19 protein-coding genes are annotated in these 15,385 nt (G+C 70.2%); 7 read left to right on the forward strand and 12 right to left on the reverse strand.

Annotated features, from left to right (window positions below; translation table 11 throughout):
- The first annotated feature begins 318 nt into the window (after positions 1 to 318).
- The 4 genes from ACZ6B1_RS07530 to ACZ6B1_RS07545 are packed head-to-tail and all read left to right on the forward strand — an operon-like array spanning position 319 to position 3,636.
- Positions 319 to 1,119 (forward strand): ABC transporter permease, encoded by an 801-nt coding sequence (locus tag ACZ6B1_RS07530; RefSeq protein ID WP_468775816.1) that lies wholly within the window; start codon positions 319 to 321, stop codon positions 1,117 to 1,119.
- A gap of 49 nt (positions 1,120 to 1,168) precedes the next feature.
- Entirely contained in the window at positions 1,169 to 1,936 is a 768-nt protein-coding gene (locus tag ACZ6B1_RS07535) for an ABC transporter permease (protein WP_468776062.1), read from the forward strand.
- Complete coding sequence (locus tag ACZ6B1_RS07540; RefSeq protein WP_468775818.1) at positions 1,894 to 2,901, forward strand: ABC transporter ATP-binding protein; 1,008 nt, start codon at positions 1,894 to 1,896, stop codon at positions 2,899 to 2,901. The genes ACZ6B1_RS07535 and ACZ6B1_RS07540 overlap by 43 nt, the downstream gene beginning before the upstream one ends.
- A 9-nt stretch (positions 2,902 to 2,910) precedes the next feature.
- Positions 2,911 to 3,636, forward strand: a complete 726-nt coding sequence (locus tag ACZ6B1_RS07545) for a DUF1707 SHOCT-like domain-containing protein (protein WP_468775820.1) — start codon at positions 2,911 to 2,913, stop codon at positions 3,634 to 3,636.
- A gap of 87 nt (positions 3,637 to 3,723) precedes the next feature.
- Here ACZ6B1_RS07545 and ACZ6B1_RS07550 read toward each other — a convergent pair whose 3' ends face one another.
- The 3 genes from ACZ6B1_RS07550 to ACZ6B1_RS07560 form a co-directional block, all read right to left on the reverse strand.
- Positions 3,724 to 4,125, reverse strand: coding sequence for a prefoldin domain-containing protein (locus tag ACZ6B1_RS07550; protein ID WP_468775822.1), 402 nt, complete (start codon positions 4,123 to 4,125; stop codon positions 3,724 to 3,726).
- Positions 4,126 to 4,251: 126 nt separating this feature from the next.
- A complete protein-coding gene (gene rph / locus ACZ6B1_RS07555) occupies positions 4,252 to 4,989 on the reverse strand; it encodes a ribonuclease PH (protein ID WP_468775824.1) in 738 nt (245 codons plus the stop codon).
- Between the two features lie 77 nt (positions 4,990 to 5,066).
- The gene (locus tag ACZ6B1_RS07560) at positions 5,067 to 5,300 is read right to left on the reverse strand and encodes a PTS sugar transporter subunit IIB (RefSeq protein ID WP_199210715.1); all 234 of its coding nucleotides are present in this window, start codon (positions 5,298 to 5,300) and stop codon (positions 5,067 to 5,069) included.
- A 222-nt stretch (positions 5,301 to 5,522) separates the two neighbouring features.
- Between ACZ6B1_RS07560 and ACZ6B1_RS07565 the strand changes: the two genes are divergently transcribed.
- Positions 5,523 to 6,812 (forward strand): PTS transporter subunit EIIC, encoded by a 1,290-nt coding sequence (locus ACZ6B1_RS07565; protein ID WP_468775826.1) that lies wholly within the window; start codon positions 5,523 to 5,525, stop codon positions 6,810 to 6,812.
- A 169-nt stretch (positions 6,813 to 6,981) separates the two neighbouring features.
- Positions 6,982 to 8,247, forward strand: a complete 1,266-nt coding sequence (locus ACZ6B1_RS07570; protein ID WP_365126901.1) for a PTS transporter subunit EIIC — start codon at positions 6,982 to 6,984, stop codon at positions 8,245 to 8,247.
- A 70-nt stretch (positions 8,248 to 8,317) separates the two neighbouring features.
- On the opposite strand, the gene ACZ6B1_RS07575 is transcribed toward ACZ6B1_RS07570, so the two are convergent.
- The gene (locus tag ACZ6B1_RS07575) at positions 8,318 to 9,070 is read right to left on the reverse strand and encodes an MBL fold metallo-hydrolase (protein WP_468775829.1); all 753 of its coding nucleotides are present in this window, start codon (positions 9,068 to 9,070) and stop codon (positions 8,318 to 8,320) included.
- A gap of 239 nt (positions 9,071 to 9,309) precedes the next feature.
- Here ACZ6B1_RS07575 and ACZ6B1_RS07580 point away from each other — a divergent pair, with 239 nt between their 5' ends.
- Positions 9,310 to 9,768 carry a type II toxin-antitoxin system PemK/MazF family toxin gene (locus ACZ6B1_RS07580; RefSeq protein ID WP_468775831.1) on the forward strand — a complete coding sequence of 153 codons (459 nt, stop codon included), beginning with the start codon at positions 9,310 to 9,312 and terminating at the stop codon, positions 9,766 to 9,768.
- Positions 9,769 to 9,782: 14 nt separating this feature from the next.
- Here ACZ6B1_RS07580 and ACZ6B1_RS07585 read toward each other — a convergent pair whose 3' ends face one another.
- The 8 genes from ACZ6B1_RS07585 to clpS all read right to left on the reverse strand — a co-directional run bounded on the left by ACZ6B1_RS07585 (position 9,783) and on the right by clpS (position 15,255).
- Positions 9,783 to 10,253, reverse strand: a complete 471-nt coding sequence (locus ACZ6B1_RS07585; protein ID WP_468775833.1) for a hypothetical protein — start codon at positions 10,251 to 10,253, stop codon at positions 9,783 to 9,785.
- Between the two features lie 158 nt (positions 10,254 to 10,411).
- Positions 10,412 to 11,362: a PLP-dependent cysteine synthase family protein gene (locus tag ACZ6B1_RS07590; RefSeq protein WP_143638453.1), complete on the reverse strand. Its 951-nt coding sequence runs from the start codon at positions 11,360 to 11,362 to the stop codon at positions 10,412 to 10,414.
- A gap of 6 nt (positions 11,363 to 11,368) precedes the next feature.
- Positions 11,369 to 11,647, reverse strand: coding sequence for a MoaD/ThiS family protein (locus tag ACZ6B1_RS07595; protein ID WP_143638451.1), 279 nt, complete (start codon positions 11,645 to 11,647; stop codon positions 11,369 to 11,371).
- Between the two features lie 118 nt (positions 11,648 to 11,765).
- The gene (locus tag ACZ6B1_RS07600; protein ID WP_401131596.1) at positions 11,766 to 11,861 is read right to left on the reverse strand and encodes a putative leader peptide; all 96 of its coding nucleotides are present in this window, start codon (positions 11,859 to 11,861) and stop codon (positions 11,766 to 11,768) included.
- 131 nt (positions 11,862 to 11,992) lie between these two features.
- Entirely contained in the window at positions 11,993 to 12,415 is a 423-nt protein-coding gene (locus ACZ6B1_RS07605) for a M67 family metallopeptidase (RefSeq protein WP_468775835.1), read from the reverse strand.
- Between the two features lie 145 nt (positions 12,416 to 12,560).
- Entirely contained in the window at positions 12,561 to 13,979 is a 1,419-nt protein-coding gene (locus ACZ6B1_RS07610; protein WP_468775836.1) for an amino acid permease, read from the reverse strand.
- Positions 13,980 to 14,320: 341 nt separating this feature from the next.
- The gene (locus ACZ6B1_RS07615) at positions 14,321 to 14,926 is read right to left on the reverse strand and encodes a DUF2017 domain-containing protein (RefSeq protein ID WP_468775838.1); all 606 of its coding nucleotides are present in this window, start codon (positions 14,924 to 14,926) and stop codon (positions 14,321 to 14,323) included.
- An 11-nt stretch (positions 14,927 to 14,937) separates the two neighbouring features.
- Positions 14,938 to 15,255 (reverse strand): ATP-dependent Clp protease adapter ClpS, encoded by a 318-nt coding sequence (gene clpS, locus ACZ6B1_RS07620; RefSeq protein ID WP_351665270.1) that lies wholly within the window; start codon positions 15,253 to 15,255, stop codon positions 14,938 to 14,940.
- Positions 15,256 to 15,385: the final 130 nt, after the last annotated feature.

Consider the following 15,385-nt stretch of genomic DNA (forward strand, 5'->3'; position numbering starts at 1 on the left):
GTCTCCGGTGGCACCGCCGGCGGCCTCACCGGATTGTGCGGGCCCTGCAGCCGGCAGCGGTTGTTCCGGTGCCCCGCCCTTGTTCGGCTGCTGCGGCTGCGGCTCGTCGCTCATGTCGTGCACGGACTCCTGTTTCGCGTCGTACGTTTCCCGTACGCCTCGTACGCCTCTGCGGCCCCCAGTTTGAAGACTCTCGCACCTGGCGATCCGTTCCCGGAATCCGGCACGCTTCCGGCGCGAAATTGCGTCGCCGGTCGCCGGGCCTCCGGACTAGGCTCCTGCGCTTCGGTGTCGAGCGGTCCGGGGAGGTTGACTGACGTGGGCGCGGGACGGTTGTACGCCGCCGTCGCGACGGGGGGATTCAGACGGTACGCGACGTATCGGGCGGCCACTGCGGCAGGGGTGTTCACGAACACGGTCTTCGGACTGATCCTCGTCTACACCTATCTGGCGCTCTGGGAGGAGAAGCCCCACCTCGGGGGCTACGACCAGGCGCAGGCCGTCACGTTCGTCTGGCTGGGACAGGCCCTGTACGCGACGCTCGCGATCCAGGGGGGCGGCTTCGAAACCGAGTTCATGGAACGCATCCGTACGGGTGAGGTCGCGATCGACCTGTACCGGCCGGTGGACCTGCAAGTGTGGTGGCTGGCGAACGACTTGGGCCGGGCGCTGTTCCAGCTGCTCGGGCGCGGGGTGGTCCCGTTCGCGTTCGGGGCACTGGTCTTCCCGACGGCGCTGCCCGACGAGGTGGGTACGTGGCTGGAGTTCCTGGTCTCCGTGGCACTCGCGATGATCGTCAGTTTCGGTATCCGCTACCTGGTGGCGCTGACCGGGTTCTGGCTGATGGACGGCACCGGGGCGCTGCAGGCTCTGATGGTCACCGGCATCTTCTGCTCGGGGATGACACTGCCGCTGAACGCCTTCCCCGGGACGCTCGGCGAGGTCGTACGGGCGCTGCCGTGGGCGGCGCAGCTCCAGGTGCCGGCGGATGTGCTGATGGGGACGGCCGACCCGCTGCCCTCGTTCCTCTTCCAGGCGGCGTGGGCGGTGGTGCTGCTGGCGGCGGGGCGGCTGGTGCAGACGGCGGCGGCCCGGCGGGTGGTGGTCCAGGGTGGGTGAGTACAACCCGCTGGCCGAGGGGCTGCGCGCCTACCGGCTGATCGCCGGGATGTGGATCCGCTCCACGCTGACCTACCGGGCCTCCTTCGCGATGACCGCGTTCGGCGGACTGGTGGTGACGGGCCTCGACTTCGTGTCGATCATCCTGATGTTCTCGCGGGTCGACGTCCTGGGCGGCTACTCGCTGCCCGAGGTGGCGTTCCTGTACGGCCTGTCGGCGACGTCCTTCGGTATGGCGGACCTGGCGATCGGTTCGGCGGGCCGGCTGGGCACCCGGGTGCGCGACGGCACGCTCGACACCCTGCTGGTGCGGCCCGCGCCGGTGCTGGCGCAGGTCGCCGCCGACCGGTTCGCGTTGCGCCGGATCGGCCGGATCGCCCAGGGAACACTGGTGCTGGGCTACGCGATCGTCGCGTCGGACATCGCCTGGACACCGGTCAAGGCGCTGATGGTGCCGGGGATGCTGGTCTGCGGCGGGGTGATCTTCTCCGCGGTGTTCGTGGCGGGGGCGGCCTTCCAGTTCGTGGCGCAGGACGCGTCCGAGGTGCAGAGCGCGTTCACCTACGGCGGCCAGACGCTGCTGCAGTACCCGCCGACGGTGTTCGGCAAGGAGCTGGTGCGGGGGGTGACCTTCATGTTCCCGCTGGCCTTCGTCAACTGGGTGCCGGCCGCCTATGTGCTGGGGCGGCCGTATCCGCTGGGCGGGCTGCCGTGGTGGGCGGCCTTCGCGCCGCCGCTGGTGGCGGTGGTGTGCTGCGCGGCGGCGGGGCTGGCGTGGCGGACGGGCCTTCGGTCGTATCGGAGCACAGGGAGTTAGCGGTGGACGCGTTCATCGAGGTGGACAGGGTCGAGAAGGTCTTCGAGGTGCGCCGGAAGACCGGGTTCATGAAGCGGGAGCGGCGGCAGGTGCGGGCGGTGGACTCGATCTCGTTCACCGTGGCGCGCGGCGAGATGGTCGGTTACATCGGCCCGAACGGGGCCGGGAAGTCGACGACGATCAAGATGCTGACCGGGATCCTCACGCCGAGCGCCGGCCGGCTGCGGGTGGCGGGGATCGATCCGTCGCGCGAGCGGACCCGGCTGGCGCACCGGATCGGTGTGGTGTTCGGGCAGCGGACGACGCTGTGGTGGGACCTGCCGCTGATCGACTCCTACCGGCTGGCGCACCGTATGTACCGGATCCCGGACGCCCGTTACCGGGAGAACCTGGACCGCTGTGTCGAACTGCTGGAGCTGGGCGAGCTGTTGGACGTGCCGGTGCGGCAGTTGTCGCTGGGGCAGCGGATGCGCGGGGACATCGCGGCGGCCCTGCTGCACGATCCGGAGGTGCTGTACCTGGACGAGCCGACGATCGGTCTGGACGTGGTGTCCAAGGCCAAGGTGCGGGACTTCCTGAAGGAGCTGAACGCCGGGGGCGGCACGACGGTGCTGCTGACGACGCACGACCTGCAGGACATCGAGCAGTTGTGCTCCCGGGTGATGGTGATCGACCACGGGCGGCTGATGTACGACGGCGCCCTGGCCGGGCTGCACGAGGCCGGGGAGGGCGAGCGGACGCTGGTGGTGGACCTGGAGCGGGAGTTGCCGCCGATCGAGGCGCCGTCGTGCCGGGTGGTGCGGGTGGCGGGGCCGCGGCAGTGGCTGGCGTTCCCGGCCGGGCAGTCGGCGGCGCCGCTGGTGGCGCACATCGCGGCCGAGTACCCGCTGGTGGACCTGTCGGTGCGGGAGCCCGACATCGAGGCGGTCATCGCGAAGATGTACGCCGAGAAGGCGGTCTCGTAGGCTGCTGCCATGACCGACGACGCAAGTCCGGACCTCCGGGCGTCCGACGCCGACCGTGAGCGGGTCGCCGAGGTCCTGCGGGACGCCCTCGCCGAAGGGCGCCTGGACATGGGGGAGTTCGAGGATCGGCTGGAGGCGGCGTACCAGGCGCGCACCTACGGTGAGCTGACGCCGATCACCCGCGATCTGCCGGCCGGCGGCGCGGCGGCGCCCGCTCCCGTCTCCTTCTCCAAGGCGCCCGCGGAGCGGGGTGGCTGGGCGGGCCGGATCGTCGGGGGCGAGGGTTCCTCGACGGGCGGGTTCGCGGTGCTGTCGGGGTTCGAGCGCAGGGGCCGCTGGACGGTGCCGAAGCGGTTCAACTGCTTCGCCTTCATGGGCGGCGGCGAGATCGACCTCCGGGAGGCGAACTTCGCCGACCGTGAGGTGGAGATCAACTGCGTGGCGATCATGGGCGGGGTGCAGGTGATCGTGCCGCCGGGCGTCGAGGTGGTGGTGCGGGGCATCGGCGTGATGGGCGGCTTCGAGCACCCGAGGGACGACGCTCCGCCGGAGCCGGGCGCCCCGCGGGTGATCATCGGCGGCTTCGCCTTCTGGGGCGGGGTGGGCGTCGAGCGCAAGGTGACCCGGGCCGAGCGGCAGCGGCTGAAGGAGCAGCGCCGGCAGGAGCGGCTGGAGCGCAGGGAGGCCCGGCACGAACTGCACCGCGCGCGGCGCGAGGACCGGGAGCGGGACTAGTCCGGATCACGCCGGGAGCGGGGGTGGTTCCGATCGCGCCGGGCGCGGGGGTGCTGAGCGCGCTCCCCCGGGCCCGGCGGTCCGCGTCTACGAGGTGCAGACCTTGGTCAGTTCGCCCGCGGCGTCCGTGACGGGGCTGACGTCGGGGGTCCGGTCTCCGTTCGCGATGGCGGTGCGGACGTTGTCGACGGCCTTGGAGAGGTCGTCGACGGCCTTGTTGACGTCTGCGTCGTCCGTCTTGTCGCCGATCTTGTCCAGGTTCTTCTCGATGGAGTCGAGGGAGGCGTCGGCCTGGGTGGGGTCGTCGCCGGCGTTCTCCACGGCCTGCTGGAGGTCGGTGACGCTGTCGGCGATGGAGTCGGCGGTCTGTACGCAGTCCAGGGCCTTGTTCACGGCGTCGCAGCCGGTGGTGAGGCCGGCGGTGAGCGCGGCGGTCGCTAGGGCGGCGGCGACGGCGGTGAGCCGGCTTCGGCGTCGGCTGGCGGCCATGGTTTTGGGTCCCTCCCCTGGTACGGCTGGCCGGGCGCTCGGTGGTGGACCGCGCGCCCGTACCCATACGGACGTCGGGAAGGATGCGGGGGTTGCTCCCGCGTACCGGCTTTTTTGGCGGTCCCTTTACTTTGCGAGGGCGGCCGCCAGCGCCGACCGCTGGGCCGCCGCGAGCTGGTCGCAGCCGGCCACGGCGAGGTCGAGCAGGGCGTTGAGCTCGTCGCGGGCGAAGGGCTCGGCCTCGGCGGTGCCCTGGACCTCGACGAAACGGCCGTCGCCGGTGCAGACGACGTTCATGTCGGTCTCGGCGCGCACGTCCTCCTCGTAGCAGAGGTCGAGGAGGGGCACCCCGCCGACGATGCCGACGGAGACGGCGCTGACGGTTCCGGTGAGCGGCTGCCGGCCGGCCTTGATCAGCTTGCGGCCCTGGGCCCAGGCGACGGCGTCGGCCAGGGCGACGTAGGCGCCGGTGATGGCGGCGGTGCGGGTGCCGCCGTCGGCCTGGAGGACGTCGCAGTCGAGGACGATGGTGTTCTCGCCGAGCGCCTTGTAGTCGATGACGGCGCGCAGGGAACGGCCGATGAGCCGGGAGATCTCGTGGGTGCGGCCGCCGATCCTGCCCTTGACGGACTCGCGGTCGCCGCGGGTGTTGGTGGCGCGGGGCAGCATGGAGTACTCCGCGGTGACCCAGCCCTCGCCGCTGCCCTTGCGCCAGCGCGGGACTCCTTCGGTGACGGAGGCGGTGCAGAAGACCTTGGTGTCGCCGAAGGAGACGAGGACGGAGCCCTCGGCGTGCTTGCTCCAGCCGCGTTCGATGGTGACCGGGCGGAGCTGTTCGGGGGTGCGGCCGTCGATTCGAGACATGCGGACGAGCCTAGCCGTACGCGCGGAAGGGGCTCCTCCCGCGTCGGGAAGTGCCCCTTCCAGGCGAACCGGGAGGCTCACATCATGTCTTCGATCTCCGCGGCGATCGGGTCGGCGTCGGTGCCGATGACGACCTGGATGGCGGTGCCCATCTTGACGACGCCGTGGGCGCCGGCGGCCTTCAGGGCGGTGTCGTCGACGAGCGAGGGGTCGGAGACCTCGGTGCGGAGCCGGGTGATGCAGCCCTCGATCTCCTCGATGTTCTCGATGCCGCCGAGGCCGGCGACGATCTTCTCAGCCTTGCTGGCCATGTTGCTTCTCCCTGATCCGAACCGCTTTGTCGCAGTAACCCACAGTTGGCCCATCTTCGCGAGCGGCCGTGCGGTACGTGCCCAATGATGGCGATCACCACAGCGGAACCGTCCGTCGACTGGTCTACACCACCGGGGGGACGGCAGCCAAACCGGCTTGCGTGCCGAGGGGTTCGGCCGTCGGGCCGGTGTCCGAGGTCGAGGGGTCCAGGGAGGACGCCGATGAGCGGCGAGAGCACGGCCGGCCCCGCGCGCGTCCGGCTACACCGGCTCTACCAGGGCCTGCAGAAGATGGGCCGCAGTCTGCAACTGCCGATCGCCGTGCTGCCGGCCGCGGGCATCCTGATCGGGCTGGCCCAGCCGGGCGTGGTCGGCGAGGGCGGCCTCGGCTGGACCGCGGTCTCCAAGGTGATGCTGGGCGCGGGCGGCGCGCTGCTCGACGGCTCGCTGGGGCTGCCACTGCTGTTCTGCGTGGGCGTGGCGATCGGCATGGCCAAGAAGGCCGACGGCTCGACGGCGCTCGCGGCGGTGGCGGGCTTCCTCGTCTACTACGGCGTGCTGCACGAGTTCCCGGAGGACTGCCCGGCCGGCTCGAAGGCGGTCGAGCACGTCGGCTGCCAGGTGGCGGACGGATCGGTGACGGCCTTCACCTTCCAGAACCCGGGTGTCTTCGGCGGCATCGTGATGGGACTGCTGGCCGCCTTCTTCTGGGCCCGCTTCCACCGCACCCGGCTGGTGGACTGGCTGGGCTTCTTCAACGGCCGCCGGCTGGTGCCGATCATCATGTCGTTCGTCGCCATCCTCTTCGCGGGCCTGTGCCTGTGGGTCTGGCCGCCGATCGGCAGCGGCTTGGAGAGCTTCGGTCACTGGCTGCGCGACGCGGGGCCGTGGGGCGCGGGGCTGTTCGGCGTCGCCAACCGGGCGCTGCTGGTGATCGGGCTGCACCAGTTCCTGAACGTGCCCCTGTGGTTCCAGTTCGGCAGCTACACCAAGCCGGACGGCACGGTGGTGCACGGCGACATCAACATGTTCCTGTCGGGCGACCCGAACGCGGGCCAGTTCACCTCGGGGTTCTTCCCGATCATGATGTTCGCGCTGCCTGCGGCGGCGCTGGCCATCACGCACTGCGCGCGGCCGGAGCGGCGCAAGGAGGTCGGCGGGCTGATGCTGTCGGTGGCGCTGACGTCGTTCGTGACGGGCATCACCGAGCCGATCGAGTACTCCTTCCTCTTCGTCGCACCAGCGCTGTACGCGATCCACGCGGTGCTGACGGGGGTCTCGATGGCGGTGACGTGGGCGCTGGGCGTGCACGACGGCTTCGCCTTCTCGGCCGGCCTGATCGACTACGTCATCAACTGGCACCTGGCGACGAAACCGTGGCTCATCATCCCGATCGGCCTGTGCTTCGCGGCGGTCTACTACGTGGTCTTCCGCTTCGCGATCACCAGGTTCGACCTGAGGACGCCGGGGCGGGAGCGGGCGGAGGAGGTGGAGGACGTCACCAAGGCATAGGCGCCCCGCGAGGGCACGGCGAGTAGCGCGGCGGTAACGGGAATCGCGGGTTCCTTACACCGCCTTCATCGTGCTACAACAGGTCTACACCACTGAGTGGTGTAGACCAGAGACGCCGCCGTCCTCCCTCCCCACGCACGGGCGGCGCCATGCCCACATGGAGGAAGTTGTGACCACGGCCAGCGCCGCTCCCGCGGCCGAGAAGAAGAAGGGCGCCGGCGCGATGGCTGTGCTGCAGCGCATCGGCCGCAGCCTCATGCTGCCGGTGGCGGTCCTGCCGGCCGCCGCCCTCCTGGTGCGCCTCGGCAACACCGACATGCTGGGACGCCCGTCGTTCCCCACGTTCCTGACGAAGATAGCGGGCTTCATGGCCGCCGGCGGGAACGCGATCCTCGACAACATGGCGCTGCTGTTCGCCGTGGGCATCGCCATCGGCTTCGCCAAGAAGTCGGACGGCTCGACGGCGCTCGCCGCGGTCGTCGGCTACCTGGTCTTCAAGAACGTGCTAGGCACGTTCACCGACAAGAACCTGCCGAAGGTGGCGACCGCCGTCGACGGCAAGGTCGTCATGACGGACGCGCCGGTGGACGCCAAGGTCCTCGGCGGTGTGGTGATGGGCATCGTGGTCGCCCTGATCTACCAGCGTTTCTACCGCACCAAGCTGCCCGACTGGGCGGGCTTCTTCGGCGGCCGGCGCCTGGTCCCGATCCTGTCGGCCTTCGCCGGTCTGATCCTCGGCATCGTGTTCGGCTACATCTGGCCGGTCCTGGGCACGGGCCTGCACAACTTCGGTGAGTGGCTGGTCGGGTCGGGCGCGGTCGGCGCCGGCATCTTCGGTGTGGCCAACCGCGCGCTGATCCCGATCGGCATGCACCACCTGCTCAACTCGTTCCCCTGGTTCCAGGCCGGCGACTACCACGGCAAGAGCGGCGACATCGCCCGCTTCCTGGCCGGCGACCCGTCCGCCGGACAGTTCATGACCGGCTTCTTCCCGATCATGATGTTCGGCCTCCCGGCGGCCTGCCTCGCCATCGTGCACTGCGCCCGGCCGGAGCGCCGCAAGGTCGTCGGCGGCATGATGTTCTCGATCGCGCTGACCTCGTTCGTGACCGGTGTGACCGAGCCGATCGAGTTCACCTTCATGTTCATCGCGCCGGTCCTGTACGCCATCCACGCGGTCCTCACCGGCGTCTCGCTGGCGCTGACCTGGGCGCTGGGCATGAAGGACGGATTCGGGTTCTCGGCCGGCGTGGTCGACTTCGGCCTGAACCTGGGCATCGCGACCAACCCCTGGGGCCTGGTCCTGGTCGGTCTGTGCTTCGCGGTCGTCTACTACGTGATCTTCCGCTTCGCGATCATCAGGTTCAACCTGCCGACGCCGGGCCGTGAGTCCGACGAGGAACTGGCCGAGCTGCAGAAGGCGGAGGCCAAGTAGCCTCCCCGGCATGGCGAAGGCCCCCGGAGCCGCTCGGCTCCGGGGGCCTTTCCGTGTGCGTGTCCCGGGGTCAGATCTCGTACGTCGTCCCCGGCGCCGCCAGGTCCACCCGGCCGGTGAAGACCTCGCGGGCGTGGGCCGCGTTGAGCCGGGGGTCGGTCCAGGGCGGGATGTGGGTGAGGACCAGGCGGCGGGCGTTCGCGCGGGCCGCCGTCTCGCCGGCCTCGCGGCCGTTGAGGTGCAGGTCCGGAATGTCTTCCTTGCCGTACGTGAACGCGGCCTCGCACAGGAACAGGTCCGCGTCCCGGGCCAGCTCGTCCAGCGTCCCGGTGACGCCCGTGTCGCCGGAGTACGTCAGCACCTTCCCGCCGTGCTCGATCCGGATCCCGTACGCCTCCACGGGGTGCCGCACCCGCTCGGTGTGCACGGTGAACGGGCCGATCTCGAACGTGGACGGCTTGACGGTGTGGAAGTCGAAGACCTCGCTCATGGAGGAGGCGGAGGGGGTGTCGGCGTAGGCCGTGGTCAGGCGGTGCTCGGTGCCCTCGGGGCCGTAGACCGGTATCGGGGCGCAGCGGCCGCCGTCGAAGCGGTAGTAGCGCGCGACGAAGTAGGCGCACATGTCGATGCAGTGGTCGACGTGCAGATGGCTCAGGAAGATCGCGTCGAGGTCGTAGAGACCGCAGTGGCGCTGCAGCTCGCCGAGGGCGCCGTTGCCCATGTCGAGGAGCAGCCGGAAGCCGTCGGCCTCGACGAGGTAGCTCGAACAGGCCGATTCCGCGGATGGGAACGACCCCGAGCAGCCGACGACGGTGAGCTTCATGAAGCAGAAACCTCCGTTGGCGAAAGGCGGCGGGCGGGGAGCCGGCGCAACGGGCCGGGGCATGGCAAAGGGGGGTCGTGCGGTCCGTCGAGCGTAAGGCGCAAAAGCGCGGGTCGCTCCTCCGCCAGGGGCCGTTGTGGGCGAACTCACCTGTGCTGTCACCGGTTCGGCTGGAACAGGAGCGCGTAAGAACAGAGGAGGGCGCGCAATGCCGGGCGCGCGCCGGTAACGTCGTCCTCATGGACACGTCCTGGTGGCTGGCCCTCGCGGCGGTGGTACTGCTCGCGCTGGTCGCCACGCTCGTCGACGGCTGGGGGCGGGGCCGGCGGCCCGGCGGGCGCAGGCTGCGGCCGCCCGGACGCCCAGGGGCGCGGGACCGGGTCCTGACGCGCCCGCACCCCGGGGACATCTGGTGGGCGAACGTGCCCTACGAGGACCGGGCGGAGTCCAAGGACCGCCCCTGTCTGGTGCTGGCCGTACGCGGCAACCGGGCCACGGTCGCGAAGATCACCAGCAAGTACCACGACGAGCGTGCCGGGGTGATCCCGCTGCCGCCCGGCGCGGTCGGCGACGCGCACGGGCGGCCCAGCTTCCTGCAGACCGACGAGCTGCGGGAGGTTCCGGTGGGGGAATTCCGGCGCCGGGTGGGCGTGGTCGACCCGGTCCTGTGGGACCAGGTGCGGCACCTCGCGGGCTGAGCGGGGCCGGACGGCTACTGGTGGACCGTCACCGTGACCGTCCACTCCTGGATGCCCTTGCAGGAGACCTGGCCGGAGGCCGTGGGCTCGGGGCACATGGGCCGGGAGGACGTCAGCTTCGTGGTGCCGGCGGCCTTCGCCCGGTAGGCGGCACTGGCATCGCCCGGCTGGATGACGAAGCCCGAGTTGATCGCCTCCAGGGCGGGGCCGCTCGCCGCGACCGGCTTCCAGGGGCGGTCCTTGGTGCCGTCGAGGGTGAGCCGCAGCTCACCGCCCTTGGTCAGGCAGATGGTGTGACCGTCGTCTGCGGCGGTCAGCTCGGCGTGGGAGACGCACCCGCCGGAGGAGGGTGAGCCGCTCGCCGACGGTGACACCTTGCCGCTGCCGCCCCCGGTGTCGTCCCCGCCGTCCCCGCCGCTCTGCGAGCCGCAGCCCGCGAGGAGCAGCGCGGCTGCCGCGAGGGCGAGGGTCGTGGTTCGACGCATGGGGTCCGCCTTTCGTCCGTGGCCGGCTGTCCGGCCGCTGGTACGGATGTGACGTACCACCGGCGCGGACGGATCCCGCATACGGAGGACCAAATTCCCCGCAAGGGCGGGCCAGGGCCTCTCGCCAGGCGAGCCCGGCGTGATCCGAACGAAAGGCCCTAGGCCCAGAGCTGGCCGTGCAGGGTCTCGATGGCCTCTTCGGTGGTGGCGGCGGTGTAGACGCCGGTGGAGAGGTACTTCCAGCCGCCGTCGGCCACGACGAAGACGATGTCGGCGCTCTCGCCGGCCTTGACGGCCTTCCTGCCGACGCCGATCGCCGCGTGCAGGGCGGCGCCGGTGGAGACGCCCGCGAAGATGCCCTCCTGCTGGAGTAGTTCACGGGTGCGGGTCACCGCGTCGGCGGAGCCGACCGAGAAGCGGGTGGTGAGGACGGAGGCGTCGTACAGCTCGGGGACGAAGCCCTCGTCGAGGTTGCGCAGGCCGTACACCAGGTCGTCGTAGCGCGGTTCGGCGGCGACGATCTTCACGTCCGGCTTGTGCTCGCGCAGGTAGCGGCCGACGCCCATGAGGGTGCCGGTGGTGCCGAGGCCCGCGACGAAGTGGGTGACGGAGGGCAGGTCGGCGAGGATCTCCGGGCCGGTCGTGGCGTAGTGGGCGCCCGCGTTGTCCGGGTTGCCGTACTGGTAGAGCATCACCCAGTCGGGGTGCTCGGCCGAGAGTTCCTTGGCGACGCGCACGGCGGTGTTGGAGCCGCCCGCGGCCGGGGAGGAGATGATCTCGGCGCCCCACATGCCCAGCAGGTCCCGGCGCTCCTGCGAGGTGTTCTCCGGCATCACGCACACCATGCGGTAGCCCTTGAGCTTGGCGGCCATGGCGAGGGAGATGCCGGTGTTGCCCGAGGTGGGCTCGAGGATGGTGCAGCCCGGGGTCAGCCGGCCGTCCTTCTCCGCCTGCTCGATCATGTGCAGGGCCGGGCGGTCCTTGACCGAGCCGGTCGGGTTGCGGTCCTCCAGCTTGGCCCAGATGCGGACGTCGTCGGACGGCGAGAGCCGCGGCAGGCGCACCAGAGGGGTGTTGCCCACCGCGGCCAGCGGGGAGTCGTAGCGCATGGGGGATCAGGCCATGCCGCCGGCGACCGCCGGCAGGATCGTCACGCTGTCGCCGTCGGCCAGCTTGGTGGAGATGCCGTCGAGGAAGCGCACGTCCTCGTCGTTCAGGTAGACGTTCACGAACCGGCGGAGCTGCTCGCCGTCCACGATGCGGGCCTGGATGCCCGGGTGCCGGGACTCGAGGTCGGCGAAGAGTTCGGCGAGGGTGTCCCCGGTGCCCTCCACGGCCTTCTGGCCGTCGGTGTACGTGCGGAGGATGGTCGGGATGCGGACCTCGATGGCCATGGCGTCAGGGCTCCTGTCGGAATGAGTCAGGTCGGTGGGCGCGACAGCGCGGGCGTCTCGTGTACGCGGGGTGGGGCGCCGTCGGCTCACGGCCGTACGGCGGCAGGAGGGTGTTGCGTCAACAGATGGCGCTGGCCAGCCTGCACAGGTCGACGTGCAGCCGCGCCACGAGCAGCGTGCCCGGCGTCTTGTCGCTCACGTCTCGGATAACCATGAGGTCATCGTATCGATTCCCGCCCCCGCACTCGGAGTGTCGTCCCACACTTCGGATGGTCGTCGGCCACTGGCTGAGACTTCCGAGTTCAGCGCGCCTTCCGTTGCGCCCGGGACCTGGCCGCATGCCCGTCAGTACGCCTGCACGACCTTGACCTCCTCCTCCGTGACCTCGCCGTCGAGGATGCGGAAGGAGCGGAACTGGAAGTCGCCGAGGCCGTCGGTGTCGGCGGTGGAGACGAGGACGTAGTGGGCACCGGGCTCGTTGGCGTAGCCGATGTCGGTGCGGGAGGGGTAGGCCTCGGTCGCGGTGTGGGAGTGGTAGATGATCACCGGCTCCTCGTCGCGGTCGTCCATCTCGCGGTAGAGCTTGAGCAGGTCCTGCGAGTCGAACTCGTAGAAGGTGGGCGAGCGGGCCGCGTTCAGCATCGGGATGAAGCGCTCGGGCCGGCCGGCGCCCACCGGGCCCGCGACGACGCCGCACGCCTCGTCGGGGTGGTCCTCGCGCGCGTGGGCCACGATCTGGTCGTACAGGGCCTCGGTGATGGTCAGCATGGGGGTCAGGATAAGCGGAGGGGCCGCCCCGTACCGAGGTGTGGTACGGGGCGGCCCACATGCTGGACGTCCTGAGCGGTGGCCACCGGGACTGCCACGAGTACTCCCGGCGGCCGGACGTCCTGGGGGAAGGTTTCCGCGGCGGTCAGCCGACCTTCTCGAACGCCTGCTCGTCGCGGTCCGCGAGCTGCGGGGCGCGCGACTTCATGACCATCCAGCCGATGCCGAGCGCGACCGCCCAGCCCGCCATCACGTACAGGCAGACGCGGGAGTCGGCGTCGTACGCGATCAGGCCGGTGACGAAGAGCAGGAACGCGATGGCGATGTACGAGCACACCGCGCCGCCCGGCGCCGGGAAGGAGGAGGCGGGCAGCCGGCCCGCGTCGACCGCGCGGCGGTAGAGGACGTGGCTGACCAGGATCATCAGCCAGGTCCAGATGCCGGCCGCGGTGGCGACGGAGGTGACGTAGCCGAAGGCCTTCTCCGGGACGACGTAGTTCAGGACCACGCCGATGCCCATGAACAGCACCGAGACGGTGATGCCGAGCGCCGGGGTCTTGGTGGCCGACAGCTTCGCGAAGGCGCGGGGGGCCTCGCCGTTGTCGGCCAGGGTGCGCAGCATGCGGCCGGTGGAGTACATGCCCGAGTTACAGGAGGACAGGGCCGCGGTGAGCACCACGAAGTTCACGATGCCGGCGCCGGCCGGGATGCCGATGACGGCGAACGCCTTCACGAAGGGGCTGACGCCCTCGGCGAACTCGGTCCACTTGACCACGCACAGGATGACCGAGAGGGCACCGACGTAGAACAGGGCGATGCGCCACGGCAGGGTGTTGATCGCCTTCGGGAGGGTCTTCTCCGGGTTCTCGGACTCGCCTGCGGTGACGCCGACCAGCTCGACGGCGAGGTAGGCGAACATCACGCCCTGCAGGGTCATCAGCGAGGAGCCGACGCCCTTCGGGAAGAAGCCGTCGAACTGCCAGAGGTTCGCCACGTGCGCGGTGTCACCGGCGGCGCTGAAGCCGAAGGTGAGCACGCCGAGGCCGATCACGATCATGCCGATCAGGGCGGTGACCTTGACCATGGAGAACCAGAACTCGATCTCACCGAACAGCTTGACCGAGATCAGGTTGGCCACGAACAGGACCACGAGGAACACCAGGGCCGTGACCCACTGCGGGACGGCCGGGAACCAGTAGTTGACGTAGATGGCGGCGGCCGTCAGCTCGGCCATGCCGGTGACCACCCACATCAGCCAGTACGTCCAGCCGGTGAAGTAGCCGAAGAACGGGCCGAGGAACTCCCGGGAGTACTCGGCGAAGGAGCCGGAGACCGGACGGTAGAGCAGCAGCTCGCCCAGGGCCCGCATGATGAAGAAGATGATCACGCCGGCGAGGGCGTACATGAGGATGAGGCTGGGACCGGCCTTGGCGATGTTCGCCCCGGCTCCCAGGAACAGGCCGACGCCGATGGCGCCACCGATGGCGATCATCTGGACCTGACGGCTGCCGAGCCCGCGCTCGTACCCCTCTTCGGGGGCTTCTGTGACCCTCTCGGAGGCCATGTGTGGTGCGCCTTTCTCCATGCCGACCCGGGCCTTTCGTCGGCCTCGGATCGGGTTTCGATCCCCCCGGATTGATGGAGCTGGGCGGGGCTTCGCGAGCCCGCCCGTGCCTGGCCGGCGGTTGCCGGCTCGGTGGCGCACCCGGCCGGACATGGGTGGTGTCGGCCGGGCGGTCGTGAAGATTTATCACGGCCGCAATATTGAGCACAGGGGGCGGTTGTGACGCACCCCACAGGGAGAAGCGGACAAAGAGCGCCCGAATGTGTGAAAACCGGCTGGAGTGGTGACGCGATCGTTATCCGGATTTGAGTGTCCTTTGAGCGAACACCAAATCAGGATGATCAGGGCATCAAGGTCGTCACGAGCGTTTCCTGGAGCCCGCCCAGCCACAGATAGGCCATCACCATCGGCTTGCGCGCGTCCTCGTCCGGCAGCCGGTAGAGCAGTTCGGTGTCGTCCTCGTCGGTGATCTCCAGCCGGGCGCCGATCGCCAGCCGGAGGTCGTTGAGGGCGCCGAGCCACCAGCGCGACTCGTCCGGGGACAGCTTGAGGACCGCCCCGCCCGCGTCCGAGGCGTTCAGCGCGTCCAGGGTGCGGATCACCGCGAGCGCGTTCTCCCGCTTGCCGGCGCGCAGGTCGTTCTCGGTGTAGCGGCGGAACTCGGCGGAGTACGCCTGCCGCTCCTCCGCCTCGGCCGGCGAGCCGGGCTCCCGCTCGGGGTCGCTGTAGGCGTCCGGGAAGAGCCTTCTGAGGACCGGGTCGGCGGGCGGCTCGCTCGGTCCGTCGGCGAACAGCTCGGCCAGCGGGTCGGCGGCGGCGCCCTCGGCGGGGCCGGGGCCGATGAGCTCCAGGAGCTGCACGGCCAGTGACCGGATGATGGAGATCTCGACGTCGTCGAGGGCGACGGCCGCGCCGCCACCGGGGATCGGTTCGAAGGTTCCGGGCATGGAGGGGATCGCTACTTCCGGTCCTGCTGGAGGGTGGCCCACAGTCCGTAGCCGTGCATCGCCTGCACGTCGCGCTCCATCTCCTCGCGGGAACCGCTGGAGACGACCGCCCGGCCCTTGTGGTGGACGTCGAGCATGAGCTTGGTGGCCTTGTCCTTCGGGTAGCCGAAGTAGCTCTGGAACACGTAGGTCACATAGCTCATGAGGTTGACCGGGTCGTTGTGCACGATCGTGACCCAGGGGACGTCGGGCTCGGGTACGGCGAAGACCTCCTCCGCCGACTCGGTGCGTTCGATCTCTACGGGCGCGGGTGACGTCACACAGCCCATGCTGCCACGCGCGACAGTATTCGTCACACTGACGAAATGGGGGTAGCATCATCGTCATGCTGCACCTACCGGGGGCCAACCCCCGGGCCCCCGGCCGGTCCTGGGGTAGCCGGGCAGTCACGAGCTGACG

Source organism: Streptomyces sp. NPDC041129 (assembly GCF_055592265.1).